21 protein-coding genes are annotated in these 23134 nt (G+C 65.5%); 6 read left to right on the top strand and 15 right to left on the bottom strand.

Going from position 1 to position 23134, the window contains the following annotated elements:
* Positions 1 to 450: 450 nt before the first annotated feature.
* From murB to O6P39_RS09060, 8 genes are all read right to left on the bottom strand, one after another.
* The gene (gene murB, locus O6P39_RS09095; protein WP_275611026.1) at positions 451 to 1470 is read right to left on the bottom strand and encodes a UDP-N-acetylmuramate dehydrogenase; all 1020 of its coding nucleotides are present in this window, start codon (positions 1468 to 1470) and stop codon (positions 451 to 453) included.
* Complete coding sequence (locus O6P39_RS09090) at positions 1467 to 1931, bottom strand: low molecular weight protein-tyrosine-phosphatase (RefSeq protein WP_275611025.1); 465 nt, start codon at positions 1929 to 1931, stop codon at positions 1467 to 1469. Before O6P39_RS09090 ends, murB begins: the two co-directional genes overlap by 4 nt.
* The gene (kdsB, locus tag O6P39_RS09085) at positions 1931 to 2695 is read right to left on the bottom strand and encodes a 3-deoxy-manno-octulosonate cytidylyltransferase (RefSeq protein ID WP_275611024.1); all 765 of its coding nucleotides are present in this window, start codon (positions 2693 to 2695) and stop codon (positions 1931 to 1933) included. Before kdsB ends, O6P39_RS09090 begins: the two co-directional genes overlap by 1 nt.
* 4 nt (positions 2696 to 2699) lie before the next feature.
* On the bottom strand, positions 2700 to 2885 hold the full coding sequence (locus O6P39_RS09080) for a Trm112 family protein (protein WP_009621404.1): 186 nt from the start codon (positions 2883 to 2885) through the stop codon (positions 2700 to 2702).
* Between the two features lie 54 nt (positions 2886 to 2939).
* Positions 2940 to 3938, bottom strand: coding sequence for a tetraacyldisaccharide 4'-kinase (gene lpxK, locus O6P39_RS09075; protein WP_275611023.1), 999 nt, complete (start codon positions 3936 to 3938; stop codon positions 2940 to 2942).
* Positions 3938 to 4387, bottom strand: coding sequence for a biopolymer transporter ExbD (locus O6P39_RS09070; RefSeq protein ID WP_275611022.1), 450 nt, complete (start codon positions 4385 to 4387; stop codon positions 3938 to 3940). The genes lpxK and O6P39_RS09070 overlap by 1 nt, the downstream gene beginning before the upstream one ends.
* The gene (locus O6P39_RS09065; RefSeq protein WP_275611021.1) at positions 4384 to 5019 is read right to left on the bottom strand and encodes a MotA/TolQ/ExbB proton channel family protein; all 636 of its coding nucleotides are present in this window, start codon (positions 5017 to 5019) and stop codon (positions 4384 to 4386) included. The genes O6P39_RS09070 and O6P39_RS09065 overlap by 4 nt, the downstream gene beginning before the upstream one ends.
* A 71-nt stretch (positions 5020 to 5090) precedes the next feature.
* Positions 5091 to 7301, bottom strand: coding sequence for a DNA internalization-related competence protein ComEC/Rec2 (locus O6P39_RS09060; RefSeq protein ID WP_275611020.1), 2211 nt, complete (start codon positions 7299 to 7301; stop codon positions 5091 to 5093).
* A gap of 164 nt (positions 7302 to 7465) precedes the next feature.
* Between O6P39_RS09060 and O6P39_RS09055 the strand changes: the two genes are divergently transcribed.
* Positions 7466 to 7996, top strand: a complete 531-nt coding sequence (locus tag O6P39_RS09055; RefSeq protein WP_275611019.1) for a DUF2062 domain-containing protein — start codon at positions 7466 to 7468, stop codon at positions 7994 to 7996.
* A 143-nt stretch (positions 7997 to 8139) separates the two neighbouring features.
* On the opposite strand, the gene O6P39_RS09050 is transcribed toward O6P39_RS09055, so the two are convergent.
* From O6P39_RS09050 to O6P39_RS09040, 3 genes are read right to left on the bottom strand one after another with little or no spacing between them, the layout of a single operon-like run.
* Positions 8140 to 9387, bottom strand: a complete 1248-nt coding sequence (locus O6P39_RS09050; RefSeq protein WP_275611018.1) for a lipoprotein-releasing ABC transporter permease subunit — start codon at positions 9385 to 9387, stop codon at positions 8140 to 8142.
* A gap of 11 nt (positions 9388 to 9398) precedes the next feature.
* A complete protein-coding gene (gene lolD, locus O6P39_RS09045) occupies positions 9399 to 10097 on the bottom strand; it encodes a lipoprotein-releasing ABC transporter ATP-binding protein LolD (RefSeq protein WP_275611017.1) in 699 nt (232 codons plus the stop codon).
* Positions 10090 to 11343 carry a lipoprotein-releasing ABC transporter permease subunit gene (locus O6P39_RS09040; protein WP_275611016.1) on the bottom strand — a complete coding sequence of 418 codons (1254 nt, stop codon included), beginning with the start codon at positions 11341 to 11343 and terminating at the stop codon, positions 10090 to 10092. Before O6P39_RS09040 ends, lolD begins: the two co-directional genes overlap by 8 nt.
* A gap of 124 nt (positions 11344 to 11467) precedes the next feature.
* On the opposite strand from O6P39_RS09040, the gene O6P39_RS09035 reads away from it, so the two are divergent.
* The 3 genes from O6P39_RS09035 to O6P39_RS09025 are packed head-to-tail and all read left to right on the top strand — an operon-like array spanning position 11468 to position 13085.
* Positions 11468 to 12043, top strand: a complete 576-nt coding sequence (locus O6P39_RS09035; protein WP_275611015.1) for a PilZ domain-containing protein — start codon at positions 11468 to 11470, stop codon at positions 12041 to 12043.
* A gap of 14 nt (positions 12044 to 12057) precedes the next feature.
* Positions 12058 to 12366, top strand: coding sequence for a phosphodiesterase (locus O6P39_RS09030; protein ID WP_275611014.1), 309 nt, complete (start codon positions 12058 to 12060; stop codon positions 12364 to 12366).
* Positions 12363 to 13085, top strand: coding sequence for a glycerophosphodiester phosphodiesterase (locus O6P39_RS09025; RefSeq protein WP_275611013.1), 723 nt, complete (start codon positions 12363 to 12365; stop codon positions 13083 to 13085). Before O6P39_RS09030 ends, O6P39_RS09025 begins: the two co-directional genes overlap by 4 nt.
* A 42-nt stretch (positions 13086 to 13127) precedes the next feature.
* Here the strand turns inward: O6P39_RS09025 and sthA are convergent, their stop codons facing one another.
* From sthA to O6P39_RS09005, 4 genes are all read right to left on the bottom strand, one after another.
* Complete coding sequence (sthA, locus tag O6P39_RS09020; RefSeq protein ID WP_275611012.1) at positions 13128 to 14522, bottom strand: Si-specific NAD(P)(+) transhydrogenase; 1395 nt, start codon at positions 14520 to 14522, stop codon at positions 13128 to 13130.
* 215 nt (positions 14523 to 14737) lie between these two features.
* On the bottom strand, positions 14738 to 15754 hold the full coding sequence (locus O6P39_RS09015; RefSeq protein ID WP_275611922.1) for an FAD:protein FMN transferase: 1017 nt from the start codon (positions 15752 to 15754) through the stop codon (positions 14738 to 14740).
* A 121-nt stretch (positions 15755 to 15875) separates the two neighbouring features.
* Entirely contained in the window at positions 15876 to 17273 is a 1398-nt protein-coding gene (locus tag O6P39_RS09010; protein ID WP_275611011.1) for an amino acid permease, read from the bottom strand.
* Positions 17274 to 17380: 107 nt separating this feature from the next.
* A complete protein-coding gene (locus tag O6P39_RS09005; RefSeq protein WP_275611010.1) occupies positions 17381 to 18844 on the bottom strand; it encodes a glyceraldehyde-3-phosphate dehydrogenase in 1464 nt (487 codons plus the stop codon).
* Positions 18845 to 18984: 140 nt separating this feature from the next.
* On the opposite strand from O6P39_RS09005, the gene mfd reads away from it, so the two are divergent.
* Together mfd and O6P39_RS08995 are read left to right on the top strand one after the other, a co-directional pair.
* Positions 18985 to 22449: a transcription-repair coupling factor gene (gene mfd / locus O6P39_RS09000; protein WP_275611009.1), complete on the top strand. Its 3465-nt coding sequence runs from the start codon at positions 18985 to 18987 to the stop codon at positions 22447 to 22449.
* Between the two features lie 12 nt (positions 22450 to 22461).
* Complete coding sequence (locus O6P39_RS08995) at positions 22462 to 23121, top strand: CsiV family protein (protein ID WP_275611008.1); 660 nt, start codon at positions 22462 to 22464, stop codon at positions 23119 to 23121.
* Positions 23122 to 23134: the final 13 nt, after the last annotated feature.

Genomic DNA, 23134 nt, shown 5'->3' with positions numbered 1-23134 from the left:
TCGGCCTGAAAAAGGGGATGCAATTGCATCCCCTTTTTTTATTGCCCGAATATCGACGCCCCACCTTCATAAGCGCAACTGTCGCCACGCCTGTAGGGCATACAACCGTTCTCGGTTGTATGCCAATACGCCATGATCGCCAGTTGACGCCCCGGCCGAGCTCGAAGCGCCCTGCGGCAGGCTTCCAGGTTACAGGCCACGCCGTCGGAGTCCATCGTCAATCGGCGTATAACGTCGAGCGTTATACGCCCTACGCTCCCTGGTGCATTCGCGGGGAGGTCGCTGCCCGCGATAGCTGGACAGTACGGCGCGACTCGCGGATAAGATCCGCTCCTACGAAAGCCTCATCCGCCAGCGCTCGGGCGGTTCGCGAGCAAACCTGCTCCTACAGGCGCGCATGAAAAAGGGGATGCATCTGCATCCCCTTTCTCATAGAGCTCGGATGATCTCTCAGTAGAGATTGGGCTCCATCTCCAGCTCCACGCCGAAACGCTGCTGGATGTCGTCACGAATACGCTCCGCCAGCGCGTGCAGCTGCGCACCGGTCGCCCCGCCGTAATTGACCAGCACCAGCGCCTGCTGCGCATGCACGCCGGCAGCGCCGTCACGGAAGCCTTTCCAACCCGCCTTGTCGATCAGCCAGCCAGCCGCCAGCTTCACCAGACCATCACCTTGCGGGTAGGCCACCAGGTCACTGAAGCGCGCACGCAGCTCGTCCGCCTGAGCGACGGGCACCACGGGGTTCTTGAAGAAGCTGCCAGCATTGCCGAGCACGGCCGGGTCGGGCAGCTTTTCGCGGCGGATGGCACAGATCACACGCGACACATCAGCCGGCGTCGGCGCGGTGACACCCTCCTCAGCCAGCCGCTGACGCACCGGACCGTAGTCCAGGTGCAGCTGCGCCGCGCGGCTCAGGGCAAAGCGCACCCGCAGGATCAGCCAGCGGCCCGACTCGCGCTTGAAGCGGCTATCGCGGTAGGCGAAGGCACAGTCTTCCAGGCCGAACTCGCACAACTCGCCGCTTTCGCGGTCCAGCGCCGTCAGGCCGGCGAAGACGTCCTTGATCTCGACACCGTAGGCACCGATGTTCTGCATGGGCGCGGCGCCCACGGTGCCGGGAATCAGGCTGAGGTTTTCCAATCCGCCGAAACCCTGCTCGAGGGTCCAGCGCACGAAGTCATCCCAGACCTCGCCGGCTTCCGCCTCGACCACCACACGAGCGCCGTCGTCACTGAGGATGCGAATGCCACGGGAAGCCATGCGCAACACCAGCGCCTCGACATCACGGGTCAGCAGCAGGTTGCTGCCGCCACCGATCACCATCAGCGGCAGATCCTTTTCGGCGGCGGCGGCGATACCTTCGCGCACCTCGGCGTCGTCATGGGCCTGGGCGAACCAGCGCGCGGCGACCTCGACGCCAAAGGTGTTGTAGGGCTTGAGGGACAGGTTTTCTTGCAGTTGCAGCGTCACAGGCGCCTCTTCACTTCCATGAGCAGACCGTCGCAGGCCTGCTCCACCAGGTCCAGCACCTGCTCGAAACCGTCGTCACCGCCGTAGTAAGGGTCGGGGACTTCGTCGATTTCCAGGTCAAAGCGGCGCAGGAACAGGTCCAGCTCGGCCGTACCAGTCCCGGCACGCAGACGCTTCAGGTCGCGCAGGTTAGCGTGATCCATGGCGAGGATCAGGTCGTAGCGGGAGAAGTCCGCCGCGCTCACCTGGCGCGCCCGCAGGCTGGACAAGTCATACCCCCGGCGCAGCGCGGCGGCGCGGGTGCGTGCGTCCGGCGCCTTGCCGACATGCCAGTCGCCGGTGCCGGCGGAGTCGATCTCGATGCGATCCTCAAGGCCCGCTTCGCGAACCTTGTGACGGAATACGCCCTCGGCGGTGGGCGAGCGGCAGATATTACCGAGGCAGACGAACAGAACCTTCATCAGCCCCCCAGGATGCGCCGTACGCGCTCCAGGTCTTCCGGGGTATCGACGCCGGCCTGCGGTGCTTCCAGGGCATCAGCCACGTGGATGCGCACGCCATGCCAGAGCGCACGCAGTTGCTCCAGGCACTCGGTATCTTCCAGCCAGCACGGGCCCCAGGCCACGAAGTCGCGCAGGAAACGCGCACGGTAGGCGTAGATACCGATGTGGCGGCGGTACGGCACGTTGGCCGGCAGGGATTCTCGATCCACCGCGAAGGCGTCGCGCGCCCAGGGCAGCGTGGCGCGGCTGAAGGTCAGGGCCAGGCCGTTCTTGTCACTGACCACCTTGACGATGTTCGGGTTGAACAGCGCCGCCGGATCGTGGATTTCCTCGCACAGGGTAGCGATGCCCGCCTCCGGGTGCGCCGCGAGGTTGGCGGCCACCTGGTCGATGATCGACGGCGGCACCAGCGGCTCGTCGCCCTGCACGTTGACTACGATGGCGTCGTCGGCCAGACCCAGCGCGTCCGCCACTTCCGCCAGGCGGTCAGTGCCGGAGTTGTGGTCGGCGCGGGTCAGCACCACTTCGGCACCAAAACCCTGACAGGCATCGAAGATACGCTGATCGTCGGTGGCGACCACCACCTGGGCGGCCGAACTCTTGCCGGCCTGCGCCCAGACATGCTGGATCATCGGCTTGCCGGCGATGTCCTGCAGCGGCTTGCCGGGCAGGCGGGTGGAGGCGTAGCGGGCGGGGATGACGACGGTGTAGGCCTGGCTCATGGAATCACTTGTCCAGACGTTCGTCGACGTTCAGGGTGCGCGCCTCGCCTTCGAGCATCACCGGGATGCCGTCGCGCACCGGGTAGGCCAGGCCGTCGGCCTTGCAGATCAGCTCGGACTTGTCGTCGGTGAGCTTGAGCGGGCCCTTGCACAGCGGACAGGCGAGGATATCGAGGAGTTTCGGGTCCATGGTGCGTTCCTTGAACAGGTAATGAATGCGCGCGTCGCACGGCGCGACGACGGATCAGCGGGCGACCAGGCGCTCGAGCTGGGCGTCGAACCAGGCGACGAAGGCCGGCGAGGGCTGCGCTTCGACGGCGAGGTACCACCAGTCGGGCGCGGCAAAGGACCGGCATTTCACCGCGTCCTTCTCGGTCATGACCAGCGGCAGCGCCGGGGTGAAGCGCAGTTGCTCGGCGGTGTAGGCCGCATGGTCGGGGAAGGGATGCGGAATCGGCCGCCAGTTTAGCGCCTCGAGCGTCCTGAAGAAACGCTGCGGGTTGCCGATCCCGGCCAGGGCGTGGAGCGCTTGCCCTGCGGGGAAATGCTCGACGCCACGGCGTTCGCCATTGGCCAGGTTGACCAGGGCGGAAGGTCGCAGCACGAAGGAGAAGGCGCCCGGCGGATCGGACGACGCCCCGTTGTGCAGCACAGCGTCTACTTCCTGCAGGCGCTCGGCCGGCTCTCGGAGCGGTCCTGCGGGCAGGCAGCGGCCATTGCCCAGGCCGCGGGCGGCGTCGATCAGCACCAGCTCCAGATCACGGGCCAGGCGGTAATGCTGTAGTCCATCGTCGCAGAGGATCAGGTCAAGCGGCTCTTCGGCGAGAAGTGCGCGCACGGCGCTGGAGCGATCCGGGTCGATCATCAGCGGCACGCTGCTGCGGCGCACGATCATCAGCGGTTCGTCGCCCGCCTCCGCCGCCGAGTGCTCGGCGCGCACGCGCCAGGGCGTCCGTGGCGGCTTGGCGCCATAGCCGCGGCTGACGACACCGACCTTCAGCCCACGGGCGCGGCAATGCTCGATCAGCCAAAGGATCATCGGCGTCTTGCCGGTACCGCCGACGGTGATGTTGCCGACCACGATGATCGGTACCGGGGCGCGGTAGGCCGGCTTGGCGCCGGAGAGGAAGTCTTCCCGGCGGCCACGGGCGACACGCCGGTAGAGCAGTTCGAGGGGCTTGAGCAAGGCAAGGGCCGGGTGGCCCTTGTACCAGGCGTCGAGCAGGCGGTCGGAGAACGCCATCAGGGGGTCTTCTTGTCCGCCTGGGCCTCGATGGTGGTGATGCGCAGGTGGGTGAAGCCCAGTTTGCCTGCGGCATCCATCGCGGTGACCACGGACTGGTAGTTCACCTTGCCGTCGGCGGTGATCACCACCGGCAGGCTGTTGTCGCCGGCGGATTCGCGCTGCATGGCGTTCATCAGGTTCTCCAAGTCGTCGCGGGCCAGGCTCTGGCCGTTCAGGGCGTAGTGGCCCTCGACGCTGATGGCGATTTCCAGCTGCTTGATTTCGGTGGCTTCCGGCGGCGTGCCGCTGACCGCCTCGGGCAGTTCGACCTTGAGTTGCGCCGGCTTGGTGAACGAGGTGCTGACCACGAAGAACAGCAGCAGCACGAAAATCACGTCGATCAGCGACGCCAGGTTGATGAAGACGTCCTCGCGGGCCGCTCCGCCCGCTCTGCGGCGGAACTTCACGCTTTGCCTTCCTCGGCGAAATCGACTTCGCGATCGCCCTGGGTCACTTCCACCAGCTTGATGGCTTCCTGCTCCATGGCGATGACCAGTTCATCGACGCGGCGCAGCAGGTAGCGATGGAAGAACACCGCCGGAATCGCCACGATCAAGCCAGAAGCGGTGGTGATCAGGGCCTTGGAGATACCGCCGGCGAGCATCGGCGCGTTGGCCATGCCGTCGCCCATGAAGGCGCTGAAGATCTGGATCATGCCGAACACGGTACCCAGCAGGCCGAGCAGCGGGGCCATGGCGGCGATGGTGCCCAGCGCATTGAGGTAGCGCTCGAGTTCATGGATGACGCGGGATGCGGCTTCCTCGATGCACTCCTTCATGATCTCGCGACCGTGCTTGGAGTTGGCCAGGCCGGCGGCCAGGATTTCACCCAGCGGGGACGATGCGCGCAGGTCCTTCAGGGCCTGGCTGTTCATCTTCTTGTCCTTGATCTGCTTCCATACCTGGCCGAGCAGTTGCGGCGGGGCCACGCGGCTCAAGCGCAGGGTCCAGAGACGTTCGGCGATGATCGCCATGGCAGCGACGGAGCTCAGCATGATCGGCAGCATCATCCAGCCGCCAGCTTTGACCAGTTCCCACACAGTGGTGAATCCCCTGAAAAAAAGTGGCGCCACTCTAGCACAGGGGCTGTTACGAGCAGACCGCCCCCGTCTCATTTTTCCTGCCAGAAATGTGCACCTTCCCGCACTCCCCGGAGCTCGCCATGGGCACCGAGCATCAGCGTCAACGCGCCTTCCTGGGCCGTATCGTGAATCCGGATGCCGAGTGCACGGAAGCGCTCGACGACCGACGGATGGGGATGGCCGTAGGGGTTGTTGGCGCCGCGGGAAATAATCGCGGCGGATGGCGACACCGCCCGTACGAAAGCTGGCCCGGACGAACTGCGGCTACCGTGGTGACCGGCCAGCAGCCAGTCGACTCGGACATCCGGGTGCGCGGCCAGCCAGGCCAGTTCACCGGATTGCGGCAGGTCGCCGGTCAGCAGCAGGCGTTCGCCGTCGGCTTCGATCTGGAGAACGCAGGAGCGATCATTGCTTTCCCGGGCAACATCCCAGGCCCAGCTCTCGAAGTTCACCCCATCGATGACCCAGCGCTGCTTCCGGCAAGGCTGGGCCCCTAACTCGGGAGACAGGCGATCCGGCTCGCCGCTGATCACCTGCGCCGGCCGCAGCGACTTCTTCACCGCCAGGGCGCCACCGGCGTGGTCGTTATCGGCATGGCTGAGCATCAGCAGGTCGAGATGACCGATTCCCAGGCTCCGCAGCGTCGGTACGACGACGCGCTCGCCGATATCGAAGTCGCCATTGCGCGCACCGGTGTCGTAGAGCCAGGCCCGACTGCGGGTACGGATCATCACGGAAAGCCCCTGCCCCACATCCAGTACCCGAACCTCGGCCACCCCGGGCGGCGGCAGAGCAATGGACGGCCAGAACACCGGCAGGAACATCACCAACCCGAGCGCGCGCAGCGGCACTCCGGACGGCGCCAGCAGTACCAGCGCGCCCAGCATCGCCAACAGCAGCGCCCAGGCCGGAGCGGCGACCGGCTGCCAGGCAGGCGCCAAGGCGGCCATCCAGCCCAGCAGCTGGAACAACAGCTCCAGCAACCCGCCTGACACCCAGAGCAAAGCCTCGCCCAGCCAGGGAATACCCAACGCCAGGCTGCCCAGCAGAGCCAGGGGCACCACCAGCATTTCCACCCAGGGCACTGCGATCAGGTTGGCGACCACCCCGGAAACACTCAGCGGCAGGCCGAGCGCAATGGACGCAGGCAGCAACCCGATCGCCATCAGCCACTGTGCCCGCAGCCAGGTTCTCCAGGCCGTCCAGCGCCCCAGTCGACCGGAAAAACCGAAGATCAGCAGCGCCACCGCCGCATAGGACAGCCAGAAGCCGGGCAACAGCACCACCAGCGGCTCGGCCAGCAGCACCGCCAGCAAGGCACCCAGCAGCGGCGTCCACAAGCCGCCATGGCGGTAACGCAGACGCCACAGCAGGACGATCGAGACCATGATGCAGGCGCGCTGCAGCGGTACCTCGAACCCCGCCATCAAGCTGTAGGCCCAGGCCCCGAGTGCCGCCAGCAGGCAGGCGCAGGGGAGCCAGGGTAAGCGTGGGGGCCAGATGCCGAAACGCGCCAGCCCGGCGACCAGCGCATAGAGCAGACCGGCCAGCAGGGAAATGTGCGAGCCGGAAATCACCATCAGGTGCAGGGTTCCGGTGTCCTGCAACACCTGCCAGTCCGCCATGGTCAGGCCGGACGCATCCCCCAGCACCAGCGCCGCCAGGGCACCGGATCGGCCATGGGCGTCCACCGCCAGCAAGCGTTGTCGCCAGGCCTCCCGCCAGGCCGGCGGGCCGCTGGCCGACTCCAGTCGCTGCCCGTCCTTCACGCTGCCGGTGGCGCCGATCCGCTGCGCAGTGAGCCAGGCCTCGTAGTCGAAGCCAGCGCCGTTGGCCATGCCGTGCGGGCGCTTGAGCTTCACCGCCAGGCGCCAGCGCTCGCCGCCTTCCACCGGCGGGCCGCCGAACCAGGACAGGCGCAGCGTCCCTGGCACCTGCGCACGAGGGCTGGAGACATCGGCAAGCATGAAGCGCACCGAGGGCCCGGAGCGATCCGGCAGCCCCTCTACCCTGCCCTCCAGCCACAGCGTGCGGCCGTCGAGCGCCACGGCCAGCCGGTCATCCAGCGCCCATTGGGCCGACTGGCAGGCCCAGGCGAACCCCAGCAGGAACAGGCCGATGAGATAGCCGCGGGTGAACAGCAAGGGCAACCCCAGTGCCGCCAGGAGCAACAGCGCCCAAGCGGGCGGAAGCACCGGCAACCCGCGCAGCGCCAGCAATCCGAGGGCCAGCGCGAACATCCCTGAACGAGGCAACGGACTCCTCCCTGGAGCCACCGAGCGACCGCTGGTCAGGCCGATCTGCGATCAGGCCGCTGCGGTTACACACGGACATACTTGGCAACGAATGACTGTCACCTAGCTAGGCATAATGGGCCGTCGTCCGTCTGCCAGAGATTTCCTTCATGCCGCGCCGAATCTTCAAGCGCTACATGCCGGACCCGGAAAGCATCAGAAGCCACAAGGGCCTGCGCTTTCTCGGCCCGCTGATCCAGTCCCCCAACCTCTGGCACCTGAATCGTCGCTCCGTGTCCCGCGCCATGGGCATGGGGCTGTTCGCCGCCTTCATCCCGATCCCGCTGCAGATGCTGCTGGCCGCCTCCCTGGCGGTGTGGGTGCGGGCCAACCTGCCGATCTCGGTCGGGCTGGTCTGGCTGACCAACCCGATCACCATGCCCCCGGTGTTCTACTGCACCTACAAGATGGGCGCCTGGGTCATGGGCATCCCGGCGCGCACCCTGCCCGACCACCTGACCTGGGAATGGATCAGCGGCGAGTTGGCCGCGCTGTGGCAGCCCTTCCTGCTGGGCTCGGTGATCTGCGGCATCCTGGTGGGCATCCTCGGCTACCTGGCCACCGAGGGTTACTGGCGCTGGTGGGTCGGCCGTAGCTGGCGGCGGCGCCAGGCGCTGCGCAATGTCCAGAGCGGACTTTGACGGTTCTTCGTAGGAGCGAGCTTGCTCGCGAACCGCCCGAGGCACCGCGCTGCCGGCGAACTTGTTCGCGTGCAAGCTCCTACAGGGTGTTCCCTGAAACGAAAAAGCCGCCCCGAGGGGCGGCTTTTTCATGGTCCGATGGATCACTCGTACCGCAGCGACTCCGCCGGCTGGGTCGATGCTGCGCGCCAGGCCGGGTACAGCGTGGCCAGGAAGCTCATCGACAGCGCCGCGACGCAGATCAGGACGATATCCAGCACCTGCGGGTCGGACGGCAGGTAGTTGATGAAGTAGATATCCGAGTTGAACACGTGGGTGCCGGCGACACGCTCCAGGGCCGAGACGATGGTGGTCACGTTGTACGCCGCCAGTACGCCGAGCACGCAGCCGGTGACGGTGCCGATCAGGCCGATCACCGTGCCCTGCACCATGAAGATCGCCATGATCTGCTTCGGCGTCGCCCCCAGGGTGCGCAGGATGGCGATGTCCGCGCGCTTGTCGGCCACCACCATGATCAGGGTGGCGATGATGTTGAAGGCGGCGACCGCGACGATCAGCAACAGCAACAGGCCGATCATGGTCTTTTCCATCTTCATCGCGCTGAACAGGCTGCCCTGGGTGTGGGTCCAGTCCACCGAGCGGTAGCCGTCACCCAGCTGTTTGGCGATAGCCGCGCCGATGTCCGGCGCCTGGAACAGGTCCTTCAGGGCGATGCGCACGCTCTGCACCTGGCCCGGCTGCCAGCGCATCAGGCTGGCGGCATCGTCCACGTGGATCAGCGCCAGCGAACTGTCCAGCTCGGCGCCGACCTTGAACACACCGACGATGTTCAGACGCTGCATGCGCGGGGTGATGCCGCCGGGCGCGGAGCTGGGCTCGGGGACGATCAGCAGCAGGCTGTCACCGACGCTGACGTGGAAGCGCCGCGCGGTGATCTCGCCGATGACCACGCCGAACTCGCCAGCCTTCAGGTCCTCGAAACGGCCCTGGACCATGTGCTGGCCGATGATCGACACCTGGGTTTCCAGGGCCGGATCGACGCCGTCCACCTCGATAGGCTGCATCATGCCCTTGTAGGAAAGCATGCCGTCGACTTCGGTGTAAGGCACCGCGCCGATCACCTGCGGGTTCTTCTTCGCCGCATCGGCTACAGGCTGCCAGTCGTCCAGCGGGCCGCTGACCGGCTGCAGCACGGCGTGGGGGACCATGCCGAGGATGCGCGAGCGCATTTCCTTCTGGAAACCGTTCATCACCGAGAGCACCACGATCATGGCCAGTACGCCCAGGGCGAGGCCGATCATCGAGGTCAGGGAGATGAACGAGATGTAATGGTTGCGTCGCTTGGCCCGGGTGTAGCGGGTGCCGATGAAGACGGACAGGGGTCTGAACATTCCGGTATCCCTCAGGCGGCGACCAGCCGGCCCTCCTCCAGGCGCAGCACGCGGTCCATCTGCTGGGCGAGGTGGGTGTCATGGGTCACCACCAGGAAGGCGGTGCGCAGGGACTGCGACAGCTCCAGCATCAGCTCCTGGATACCGTAGGCGGTGTGCTGGTCGAGGTTGCCGGTAGGCTCGTCGAGCAGCACCAGCTGCGGGGTGTTCACCAGGGCGCGGGCAATGGCGACGCGCTGACGCTCACCGCCGGACAGTTCGGCCGGCTTGTGGCTCAAGCGATGCCCCAGGCCCACGCGCTCCAGCAGCGCAGTGGCACGCTGGCGCGCCTCGGGGATCGGCGTCTTGCCGATCAGCAACGGCATGCAGACGTTCTCCAGCGCGGTGAACTCCGGCAGCAGGTGGTGGAACTGGTAGACGAAGCCCAGCGCACGGTTGCGCAGCAGGCCGCGCTGTTTCTCGTTCAGCGCCGACAGCTGCTCGCCAGCCAGCCAGACGCTGCCGCTGCTGGGCGTGTCGAGACCGCCGAGCATGTTCAACAGGGTGCTCTTGCCCGAGCCGGAGCTGCCGACGATGGCGACGCGCTCGCCCGGCAAAAGCTCAAGCTGCACACCGGAAAGGACCTCGACCGACTGCGGGCCTTCCTCGTAGCGCTTGCCAAGATCGCGGCAGCTCAGGACGGCCAGGTCGTGGTGGGTCGGCTTACTCATAACGCAAGGCCTCCGCGGGCTGGGTGCGCGCCGCACGCCAGGCCGGATACAGGGTGGCGAAGAAACTCAGGATCAGCGCGGCGCTGCACACCAGGATCACGTCCTCGCTCATCAGCTGCGAGGGCAGGTAATCGATGAAGTAGACGTCCGCGTTGAGGAATTTGTGGCCCAGCAGGCGCTCCAGCAGGGCGATGGCGTCGCTGACGTTGAGCGCCGCGAGGATGCCCAGTACGCCGCCGATCAGGGTGCCGATCACCCCGATCACCGTGCCCTGGACCATGAAGGTCGCCATGATCTGCCCAGGCGTGGCGCCCAGGGTGCGCAGGATGGCAATGTCAGCCTTCTTGTCGGTGACGACCATGACCAGGGTGGAAATGATGTTGAACGCGGCGACGGCGACGATCAGCAGCAACAACAGGCCGATCATGGATTTCTCCATGCGGATGGCCTGGTACAGGTTGCCGTGGCTGCGAGTCCAGTCGCGGGCGAAGTAGTCGTTGCCCTTGAGGGTGCGGGCAATTTCCCAGGCGGTGCGCGGCGCCTGGAACAGGTCGTCGAGCTTCAGGCGCAGACCTTCCACCTGGCCGTCCTTGAGGCGGCGCATGCGCGCGGCGTCGTCGATGTGAACCATGGCGACGTAGCCGTCCAGCTCCCCGGCGCCGACATGGAAGGTGCCGACCACGGTGAAGCGTTTCATGCGCGGGAACATGCCGGCCGGAGTGACCGAGACTTCCGGGGCGATGAAGGTGACCTTGTCGCCCAGCTTCACGCCGAGGTTCTTCGCCGCCTTGTCGCCGATCAGGATGCCGAACTCACCGGGCTTGAGGCTCGAGAGCGAGCCCTCCTTGAAGAACTGGTCGATGATCGAGACCTTGCTCTCCTCGTTCGGGTCGACCGCGTTGATCAGCACCTTCTGCACCGTGCCGCCGGCGCTCAGCAGGCCCTGCATCTGGATGAAGGGTGCGACTTCCAGCACGTTGGGGTGCTGCTGCTTGATCTGCCCGGCGATGCCTTGCCAGTCGGAGATGGGCTGGTAGGACTCGACGGTGGCGTGGGGCACCATGCCCAGCACGCGGGTGCGCATTTCGTGATCGAAGCCGTTCATGACCGAGAGCACGACGATCATCACCACCACGCCCAGCGCAAGGCCGATCATGGAAGTGAGCGAAATGAAGGAAACGAAGTGGCTGCGGCGTTTGGCGCGGGTGTAGCGCGTTCCGATGTAGACGGAAAGGGGTCTGAACATGTGGGGCCGATTAAGAAGATGAAGAGTGCGTCGGGCGCCGGTTCCCTCTGGCGTTCGACTTCCGTGTGGCGAGGCTCGGCAGGCGGCTTTACACTCAGACCATCACTGCCTCCGTGGGTTCGCCATGTCCACTCCAGACGCGGATGACCGCCGCGAATACTATCGTATTGAAGACACGCTCGCATTGGAATTTCGCCCGCTGCGCGAGGACGAGATCCAGTCCGGAGAAGTGCTTCAGGATGATTCCGCGCTGTTCAATCTGCTCAGCGACCTGCACCTGACCGACTTCGAGTCGCAGCACCTGCTGCGCCATATCAACGAGCGCGACCGCCCGCTGGCCAGCTATCTGAAGGTGATCAACAAGCGCATCGACCTGATCGCCCAGGCCCTGACCCAGAGCCTGTTGCGCGAGATCGGCCCGGCTCGTCCGGTCACCCTGTCCGAGGGCGGCATCGACTTCCACGACGACCAGCCCGCGCCAGTCGGCCAGGGCCTTGCTCTGAAGATCGTCCTGCTGCCCCAGGGCCTGGGCCTGCTGCTGCGCGCCAAGGTCACCCACTGCCGGCAGGAGCCCGAGGGCGGCTATGAGATCGGCACCGAATTCGAGACACTCAGCGATGCCCAGCGCCAACTGCTGGCCCGCCACATCCTCCAGCGCCAGGCGCTGGAACGTCGCCAGGCCAAGGCTCGCGGCGAATGAACAAAAGGAATTCCATGCGCCACCTGCTCCTGCTGCTCTGCCTTGCCACACCCCTGCCACTGATGGCCGATACGATCGAGATTCCGGTGGGCGACCAGGGTGATCCGCATATCGTCCTGCCCGCCCGCGGCGAGAGCCAGAACGCCGTACTGGAGCGCTTCGGCCTGCCGGACGACGAGCACCCGGCGGTGGGCAAGCCGCCGATCACCCGCTGGGACTACCGCGAATTCAGCGTCTATTTCGAGAGCGGCCGCGTCGTCGACGCGGTGCGCCAGCACCACTCCCAATACCTCAAGGACCTTTCCCCCAAGGAGCCCCAGTGACTCTGATCTATGGACATCGCGGCGCCAAAGGCGAAGCACCGGAAAACACCCTGACCAGTTTCCAGCGCTGCCTGGAGCACAACGTGAAGCGCTGCGAGCTGGACCTGCACCTGTCCCGCGACGGTGAACTGATGGTCATCCACGACCCGACGCTCAAGCGCACCACCGGCCGGCGCGGCAAGGTTTCCGAGCAACTGGCGGACGATCTGGTCACCATGGACGCCCGCGAAGGCGGCCCGGGCTGGGTGCGCCCCTGCCCTATTCCGCGCCTGGCGGAGCTGTTCGAGCGCTGTGATTTCGAGCACTGGCAACTAGAGGTCAAAAGCGCCTCGAAGGACCGCGCGAGCCGCACGGTACAGGCAATCCATCACCTGGTCGGCCGCTTCGGCCTGCGTGACCGGATCACCGTGACTTCAAGTTCCCGTACGGTGCTGCGCGCCCTGGAAGAGCTGGCGCCGGAACTTTCCCGCGGGCTGGTGGCGGAGTACGCCTGGCTCGACCCGTTGAAGGTCGCCGCGCACTATCGCTGCGATCTGCTGGCGCTGAACTGGATGCTGTGCACCCCGGAACGGCTGCTGAAAGCGCAGAAGCAGGGGCTGCATGTGTCTGTATGGACGGTCAACGAGCCGGCCCTGATGCGCCGGCTCGCTGATTTTGGCGTGGATAGCCTGATTACAGACTTTCCCGGTTTGGCCACTGCCACGATCGGGAATCGCTGAGCAGGTTCCCCCCGACCGGCTCAGGCCGCCGGTCAGGGTACTTCAAAAAATCCGGTTCAGGCCGTCGAACGCCGCTACGCGGTAGGCTTCGGCCATGGTCGGATAGTTGAAGGTGGTGTTGACGAAGTACTTCAGGGTATTGAGCTCGCCCGGCTGGTTCATGATCGCCTGGCCGATGTGGACGATCTCCGAAGCCTGGTCGCCGAAGCAGTGCACGCCGAGGATTTCCAGGGTCTCGCGGTGGAACAGGATCTTCAGCATGCCCACCGGCTCGTTGGAGATCTGCGCGCGGGCCATGCCCTTGAAGAAGGCCTTGCCCACTTCGTAGGGGATCTTCGCGGCGGTCAGCTCGTGCTCGTTCTTGCCGATGGAGCTGATCTCCGGAATGGTGTAGATGCCGGTTGGCACGTCGTTCACGAAGCGCCAGCCGTCGTGCTCGACGATGTTGCCGGCGGCCGAGCGGCCCTGGTCGTAGGCGGCGCTGGCCAGGCTCGGCCAGCCGATCACGTCGCCCGCAGCGTAGATGTTCGACACCGAGGTGCGGTAGTTCTCGTCCACCTCGATTTGGCCACGGCTGTTGACCTTGATGCCGATGTTCTCCAGGCCCAGACGGTCGGTGTTGCCGGTCCGGCCGTTGCACCACAGCAGGGCGTCGGCCTTGATCTTCTTGCCGGACTTCAGGTGCAGGATCACCCCGTTGTCCAGGCCTTCCACGCGCTCGTATTCCTCGTTGTGACGGATCAGCACGTTGTTGTTGCGCAGGTGGTAGCTCAGCGCATCGGAGATTTCGTCGTCGAGGAAGCTCAGCAGCTGGTCGCGGGTGTCGACCAGGTCCACCAGCACGCCCAGGCCGCTGAAGATCGAGGCGTACTCGCAGCCGATCACGCCGGCTCCGTAGATGATCAGGCGGCGCGGGGTATGGCTCAGGGACAGGATGGTGTCGCTGTCATAGACGCGCGGGTGATTGAAGTTGATGTCCGACGGGCGATACGGGCGCGAGCCGGTGGCGATCACGAACTGGTCGGCCACAAGGCGCTCCACGGCGCCGCTGGGGGTCACCACTTCAACGGTGCGCTCGTCGACGAAGCTGGCGGTGCCGTTGAACATGTCGATGCGGTTGCGCGCGTAGTAACCGGTGCGCGATGCGACCTGCTTGGAGATGACCTTCTCGGCGCTTTTCAGAACGTCCGGGAAGGAAAACCAGCGCGGCTCGCCGATCTGGCGGAACATGGGGTTGGTGTTGAACTCGATGATCTGCTTCACCGAGTGACGCAGCGCCTTGGACGGGATGGTGCCCAGGTGCGTGCAGTTGCCGCCGACCACGCGACGGCTGTCCACCACCGCCAACTTGCGCCCGTACTTGGAGGCGTTCATCGCCGCCCCCTCGCCCGCCGGGCCCGTGCCGAGAATCACCACGTCGTAGTTGTAGACAGCCATGCGTACTCCTTCAGAACAGGCCAGGGCGCCCGCTTGGCGCTCCCGGCAAAGCCCCGGCGCCACATGCGCCGAGGCGGATCGAAATCATTGGCGCAGCTTAGCCCTGCGGCAAAAGGCTGCACATTAGCGGTTGGTCGGCAGGTAGGCGAATTTTGCCGCCACTACATGCCATTACGTCTCCAACCGGGGGCACACCATCATGCCCGGCGAAGCTTTCATTCAGGCGTCGGAAACAACGCTTCGAAGCGCGGCGTTACGCGGGTAACGAACCCCTCGCCCTGGCGCACGATGAAAAAAGCCGCCAGACCGTGCCGCTCGGCAAAGGTATAGCCCTCCTCCGGCCCCAGCACCATCAGCAGGGTCGACAGGCCATCGGCATTCAGGACCTGCGCATCGGCCACCGTGACCGCCGCCAGCGCATGCTTGACCGGCGCGCCGCTACGCGCATCGAAGGTGTGCGAGTAGCGCTGCCCACCTTCCTCGAAATAGTTGCGGTAGTCGCCGGAGGTGGACAGCCCGAAACCGTCCAGCGCCACCGAGCGCTCCACCTGCCGTTCGCGCTCGCCGTTGGGTACTTCCAGGGCGACGCGCCAGGGCCTGCCATCCGGCTTGTGGCCCACGGCCTTGAGCTCGCCGGTGATCTCCACCAGGTAATCCGTAAGTCCCAGCTCGACCAGACGTGCGCTGACCTTGTCCACTGCATAGCCGGCGACGATGCTGTCGAAGTCCAGCTGCGCATTGACGTCCTTGCACAACTGCTCGCCCTGCAGATGCAGATGCTGATGGCCGACACGGGCGCGCTCACGCTCCAGATCGGCGGCCGCCGGCACCTGCTCGCTGCGCGACTGCGGGCCGAAGCCCCAGAGATTCATCAGCGGTTCGACGGTAAGGTCGAAGGCGCCGCCGCTCTGCTGCGAAAGCGCCTCGCCGTAGCGCCAGAGGGCCAGCATGTCTGCCGGCAGTACCATGCAGGCGCCGGCCGGCTGGGCATTGAAGCGCGACACCACGGAATCGTCACGGTAGGTGGAGAACTGCTCGTCGAGGCTCGCCAGGATCGCATCGACCTCGGCCTTGAGCTTTTCAGCGTCCGGAGCCTTGCCGGTCGGCACGTACTGCACCGTGTAGCTGCTGCCCATGGTCGGACCACCGAAACGCTCGACGGACTGCCCGCAGCCACTCAAGACAGCTAGAAGCACGATCAGCAAGCTCGCACGGGACAAGGTCTTCTCCATCAGCCGCCAGGCGCGCGGCGCCGGGCATTCTACCGCAAGCACCCCGCACTACTGTTTCCGCTCCGGCAAAGGTGCATTACCAAAAGAAAACGGGAGCCGAAGCTCCCGTTTCCCAACCGACTCAGGCGTTGGCCTGGGCCGGGGACTTGCGCTTGAACAGGTAGCAGGCCCCCATCAGCACGATCCATACCGGGATCGCGTACACCGACACGTCGATGCCCGGGATCTGCAGCATGATGCCGAGGATGAACACCACGAAGGCCAGGCACAGCCAGTTGCCGAAGGGGTACCACAGCGCGCGGAAGAACGGCTGCACACCTTTGGCCTGCATGGCCTTGCGGAACTTCATGTGGGCCAGGCTGATCATCGCCCAGTTGATCACCAAGGCGGCGACCACCAGGGACATCAGCAGCTCCAGCGCCTGGTGCGGGATCACGTAGTTGACCACCACGCAGGCCAGAGTGATGAAGGCCGAGACGCCGATGGCCAGCAGCGGCACGCCACGGTCATCGACCTTGGCGAAGGCGCGCGGGGCGTCGCCCTGCTCGGCCAGGCCGAAGAGCATGCGGCTGTTGCAGTACACGCAGCTGTTGTAGACCGACAACGCGGCGGTGAGCACCACGAAGTTCAGGATGTTGGCCGCGATATCGCTGCCCAGAAGCGAGAAGACCTTCACGAACGGGCTGCCGCTGTAGGGGTCGCCGGCGCTGCTGATGCTCTGCAGCAGGGCATCCCAGGGGTACAGCGAGAGCAGCACGGCCAGGGCGCCGATGTAGAAGATCAGGATCCGGTAGATGACCTGGTTGATCGCCTTGGGGATCACCTTCTTCGGCTCGGAAGCCTCGGCCGCGGTGATGCCCACCAGCTCAAGGCCACCGAAGGAGAACATGATGATCGCCAGGACCATCACCAGCCCCTTCCAGCCATTGGGGAAGAAGCCGCCGTGGGCCCACAGGTTGCTCACCGAAGCCTGCGGACCACCGGTGCCGCTGACCAGCAGCCAGATGCCGAGCAGGATCATGCCGATGATGGCGACGACCTTGATGATCGCGAACCAGAACTCGGTCTCGCCGAAGGCTTTGACGTTGAACAGGTTGATGGCGTTGATCAGCACGAAGAACACCGCCGCCGTCGCCCAGGTGGGGAAGTCCGGCCACCAGAACTGGATGTACTTGCCGACGGCCGTCAGCTCCGACATGCCCACCAGGATGTACAGCACCCAGTAGTTCCAGCCCGACATGAAGCCGGCGAAACCACCCCAGTACTTGTGCGCGAAATGGCTGAAGGAGCCGGCAACGGGCTCCTCGACGATCATTTCGCCGAGCTGGCGCATGATCAGGAAGGCGATGAAGCCGCCGATGGCGTAGCCGAGGATCATCGACGGCCCGGCCGATTGCAGAACGCCGGCCGAGCCCAGGAACAGGCCGGTACCGATGGCGCCGCCAAGGGCGATCAGCTGGATATGGCGGTTCTTCAGACCGCGCTTCAGCTCGCCTTCATGCAGATGATGTCCATCCATTTGAAGTCTTTCCGGTTGCAGGAGTTGGCAGGTTTTATCGTTGGTATGGGGGTGCCACTAACGAAAAACGGGAGCCCGAGAGCTCCCGTTTCTCTAGTCCGCCTGAATCAGCGCGGGAAAGCCGGCGGGTTCACGCCAGCCATGTCTTCCATCACGCGGACGACCTGGCAGCTGTAGCCGAACTCGTTGTCGTACCACACGTACAGCACGACGCGGTTGTCGTTGCAGATGGTGGCTTCGGCATCGACGACGCCAGCGTGGCGGGAACCGACGAAGTCGGAGGAGACCACTTCCTGGGAGGAGACGAAGTCGATCTGCTTCTGCAGGTCGGAGTGCATGGCCATCTGGCGCAGGTACTCGTTGATCTCTTCGCGGGTGGTGGACTTCTCCAGGTTCAGGTTCAGGATCGCCATGGAGACGTTCGGCGTCGGAACGCGGATCGCGTTGCCGGTCAGCTTGCCCTTCAGAACCGGCAGGGCCTTGGCGGCGGCGGTGGCGGCGCCGGTCTCGGTGATCACCATGTTCAGCGGAGCGCTGCGGCCGCGGCGGCTGCCCTTGTGGAAGTTGTCGATCAGGTTCTGGTCGTTGGTGTACGAGTGAACGGTTTCGACGTGGCCGTTGACGATGCCGTACTGGTCGTTCACAGCCTTCAGCACCGGCACGATGGCGTTGGTGGTGCAGGAAGCGGCGGAAACGATCTTGTCGTCAGCGGTGATGTCGCCATGGTTGATGCCATGGACGATGTTCTTCAGCGCACCCTTGCCCGGAGCGGTCAGGATCACGCGGTCGACGCCCGGGCACTTCAGGTGCTGGCCCAGACCGTCGGCATCACGCCACTTGCCGGTGTTGTCGACCAGCAGGGCGTTCTTGATGCCGTACTGGGTGTAGTCGATCGACGCCGGGTCGTTGGAGTAGATCACCTGGATCAGGTTGCCGTTGGCGGTGATGGTGTTGTTTTCTTCATCGATGGTGATGGTGCCATCGAACGGACCATGCACGGAGTCGCGGCGCAGCAGGCTGGCGCGCTTGACCAGGTCGTTCTCGGCGCCCTTGCGGACGACGATGGCGCGCAGGCGCAGGCCGTCGCCGCCACCGGTCTTCTCGATGAGGATGCGTGCCAGCAGGCGGCCGATGCGGCCGAAGCCGTACAGGACGACGTCGGTGCCTTCGCGGGCGCCGCCGTTCTGCTTGCCGACCACGTCGGCCAGCTCGTCCTTGGTGAACTGCTCGATGCTGCGGCCGTTACCTTCGGCCTTGAACTTGGCAACCATCTTGCCCAGGTCGACGGAGGCGGCGCCCAGCTTGAGCTCGCTCATCGCCTTGAGGATCGGGAAGGTGTCGTGTACCGACAGGCCGCCTTCGGCCAGGCGGTGACGGGCGAAACGGTGCGCTTTGAGAATCGCGATCACCGAACGGTTGATCAGGCCACGGCCGTAGATCGAGGTCACCACGTTGTTGTTACGGTAGAGTTGGCCGATCAGCGGAATCATGGCTTCCGCGAGGGCTTCACGATCGATCCACTCACCGAGACACTGGTCGGGCTTCTGGGTCACGGGCAATACCTTCCACATGTAGGAGAAGAAAAAAGGGGCTACATTATGACGGCGCGAACAATCGCCGGCAATCCGCAGCGGTCGTATGACTGACATCCGTCAATCGGGATAGTTACAATCCGACCGGTCAAATTCTTCGACCGGAGCCACGAACGCCCGTGTCCGTACTGCGCATTCCTACATTGCCGACCAGTGCCGGCAAGCAATCCTGGGGCAACCTGCCGGGCGCCGCCCTGAGCCTTGCCATTGCCGAAGCCTCGGCGTCCGCCAATCGTTTCACCCTGCTCTTGACCGCCGACAGCCAGAGCGCCGAGCGCCTGGAGCAGGAGCTGCGCTTCTTCGCGCCGGACCTGCCGGTGCTGCAGTTGCCGGACTGGGAAACCCTGCCCTACGACGTGTTCTCGCCGCACCAGGACATCATTTCCCAGCGCGTCGCCACCCTTTATCAGCTCCCCGAGCTGCGCCGCGGCGTGCTGGTGGTGCCGATCACCACCGCCCTGCACCGCCTGGCGCCGGCCAAGTTCCTGCTCGGCAGCAGCCTGGTGCTGGATGTCGGCCAGAAACTCGACGTCGAGCAGATGCGCAGCCGCTTCGAGGCCGCCGGCTACCGCTACGTCGACACCGTCTATGAGCACGGCGAGTTCACCGTACGCGGCGCGCTGATCGACCTGTACCCGATGGGCAGCGAACTGCCGTACCGCATCGACCTGTTCGACGACGAAATCGAGACCCTGCGCACCTTCGACCCGGAAACCCAGCGCTCCATCGACAAGGTGGAGAGCATCCGCCTGCTGCCGGCCCGCGAGTTCCCGCTGCGCAAGGACGCGGTGACCGGTTTCCGTGGCCGCTTCCGCGAGCGTTTCGACGTCGACTATCGCCGTTGCCCGATCTACCAGGACCTGGCCAGCGGCCTGACACCCGCCGGCATCGAGTACTACATCCCGCTGTTCTTCGAAGATGGCGAGACTTCGACCCTGTTCGACTACCTGCCGCAGGACACCCAGGTGTTCTCCCTGCCGGGCATCGAGACCGCCGCCGAACAGTTCTGGACCGACGTGCGCAGCCGCTACGAGGATCGTCGTTACGACCCGGAGCGCCCGCTGCTGCCGCCGGCTGAAGTGTTCCTGCCGGTGGAAGACTGCTTCGCCCGCCTGAAGAACTGGCCGCGCGTAGTGGTCAGCGCCGAGCCGATCGACTCCGGCGTTGGCCGCGAGCGCTTCCCCGCCGAGCCGCTGCCGGAACTGGCCATCGAAGCGAAAGCCACCGAGCCGCTGGCTCGCCTGCGCCAATTCATCGAGCAGTTCGACGGGCGCATCCTGTTCACCGCCGAATCCGCCGGCCGCCGCGAGGTGCTGCTGGAACTGCTGGCGCGGCTGAAGCTGCGCCCGGTTGAGGTCGAAGGCTGGCCGGGCTTCCTCAGCCACAAGGACCGCCTGGCGATCACCATCGCGCCAATGGACGAAGGCCTGCTGCTGGATGCTGACAAGGGCCAGCCGGGCATCGCCCTGATCGCCGAGAGTCCGCTGTTCGGCCAGCGCGTCATGCAGCGCCGCCGCCGCGAGAAGACCCGCGACGGTGGCGAGAACGTCATCAAGAACCTCACCGAGCTGCGCGAAGGCGCGCCGGTAGTGCATATCGACCACGGCGTCGGCCGCTACATGGGCCTGATCACCCTGGAGATCGACGGCCAGCATGCCGAATTCCTCGCCCTGGAATACGCCGACGAAGCCAAACTCTACGTGCCGGTGGCCAGCCTACACCTGATCGCCCGCTACACCGGCAGCGACGACGCCCTGGCGCCGCTGCACCGGCTGGGCTCGGAAACCTGGCAGAAGGCCAAGCGCAAGGCGGCCGAACAGGTCCGCGACGTCGCCGCCGAGCTGCTCGACATCTATGCCCGCCGCGCCGCTCGCAAGGGCTACGCGTTCAAGGACCCGCAAGCGGACTACGCCACCTTCTCCGCCGGCTTCCCCTTCGAGGAAACCCCGGACCAGCAGACCGCCATCGAAGCGGTGGTGGCCGACATGCTCGCCGACAAGCCGATGGACCGTCTGGTCTGCGGCGACGTGGGCTTCGGCAAGACCGAAGTGGCCATGCGCGCGGCCTTCGTCGCGGTGCACAGCGGCAAGCAGGTCGCCGTGCTGGTGCCCACCACCCTCCTCGCCCAGCAGCACTACAACAGCTTCCGCGACCGCTTCGCCGACTGGCCGGTGACGGTCGAGGTGATGAGCCGCTTCAAGTCGGCCAAGGAAGTCGAAGGTGCGGTGGGGCAACTGGCCGAAGGCAAGGTAGACATCGTCATCGGCACCCACAAGCTGTTGCAGGACGACGTGAAGTTCAAGAACCTCGGCCTGGTCATCATCGACGAGGAACACCGCTTCGGCGTGCGCCAGAAGGAGCAGCTCAAGGCCCTGCGCAGCGAGGTGGACATCCTCACCCTCACCGCCACGCCGATCCCACGCACGCTGAACATGGCGGTCGCCGGCATGCGCGACCTGTCGATCATCGCCACGCCGCCGGCGCGCCGCCTCTCCGTGCGCACCTTCGTCATGGAAGAACAGAAGTCGGTGATCAAGGAAGCCCTGCTGCGCGAACTGCTGCGCGGCGGCCAGGTGTACTTCCTGCACAACGAAGTGAAAACCATCGAGAAGTGCGCCCGCGACCTGGCCGAACTGGTCCCGGAGGCGCGCATCGGCATCGGCCATGGGCAGATGCACGAGCGCGAACTGGAACGGGTGATGAGCGACTTCTACCACAAGCGCTTCAACGTGCTGGTGGCCTCGACCATCATCGAGACCGGCATCGACGTGCCCAGCGCCAACACCATCCTCATCGAGCGCGCCGACAAGTTCGGCCTGGCCCAGTTGCACCAGTTGCGCGGCCGCGTTGGCCGCAGCCACCACCAGGCCTACGCCTACCTGCTCACCCCGCCGCGCAAGCAGATGACCCCGGACGCCGAGAAGCGCCTGGAAGCCATCGCCAACGCCCAGGACCTGGGCGCCGGCTTCGTGCTGGCCACCCATGACCTGGAGATCCGCGGCGCCGGCGAACTGCTCGGCGAAGGCCAGAGCGGGCAGATCCAGGCGGTGGGCTTCACCCTCTACATGGAAATGCTCGAACGTGCAGTGAAAGCCATCCGCAAGGGCGAGCAGCCGAACCTGGAACAACCGCTGGGCGGCGGCCCGGATATCAACCTGCGGGTGCCGGCGCTGATCCCCGAGGACTACCTGCCGGACGTCCACGGTCGCCTGATCCTCTACAAGCGCATCGCCAACGCCATCGACGAAGACGGCCTGCGCGAGCTGCAGGTGGAAATGATCGACCGCTTCGGCCTGCTGCCGGAGCCGGCAAAGAACCTGATACGCCTGACACTGCTCAAATTGCAGGCGGAAAAGCTCGGCATCGTGAAGGTAGATGCCGGCCCCCAGGGAGGCCGGGTAGAATTCGCCGCCGATACCTGCGTCGACCCGCTGGTGCTGATCAAGATGATCCAGAGCCAGCCCAATCGCTACAAGTTCGAAGGGGCCACCCTCTTCAAGTTCCAGGTGCCCATGGAGCGCCCGGAAGAACGGTTCAACACGCTGGAAGCGCTGCTCGAGCGCCTCACGCCACAGACTCACTAAGGACCCCGTGCAATGCGCCTGTTCCAACCCCTGTTGCTGTCCCTGGCACTGCTCTCGCCGGCGGCCTTCGCCGAGCCCTACCAGGTGGAGCTGATTCTCTTCCAGCAGTCCGGCGACGCCGTATTCGCCAGCCGTCCCGCTCCCGATGACTGGGCCAAGGGCGCGCAGCCGCCGGGCCCGGACAGCTCGCGCCCCACGGCGATGGACGCACAGGTCGCCAAGCTCAAGCAGAACGAGGGCTTCCAGGTACTGATGCACAAGGCCTGGCGCCAGGAGATCGATGCCAACCCGGTGAAGATCTCCCTGACCGAGGGCCAGAAACAAGATGGCCACTTCCCGGTGGAAGGCACCGTCACCCTCAGCCAACAGCGCTTCGTGAACACCCAGACCGACTTCTGGATCAACCAGTTCAGCGGCGACGGCCTGCTCGCCGCCAGCCAGCACATGGTCCAGGAAGCCAGCCTGAAGAACAGCGTGCTGACCTACCTCGACCACCCGAGCCTGGGCATGCTGATCAAGGTCAGCCCGCTCAACGTCCGCCCCTCCTCGCCGCCGCCCGGCATGGAGGACGAAGCGCCCACCGGCCCGGAAGCGCCGCAGCAGCCGGCTCCCGCCGCACCGGCCGACGGCGGCTTCGACGCTCCGCCGCCAGCGCAACCCAGCCAGCAATAAGGCCCCGGAAAAC

The sequence above is a fragment of the Pseudomonas sp. PSE14 genome (assembly GCF_029203285.1).
In the GTDB taxonomy this organism is placed as follows: Bacteria; Pseudomonadota; Gammaproteobacteria; order Pseudomonadales; family Pseudomonadaceae; genus Pseudomonas.
Note: the sequence above shows the minus strand (reverse complement) of the source record. Positions and strands in the feature narration are given on the sequence as shown.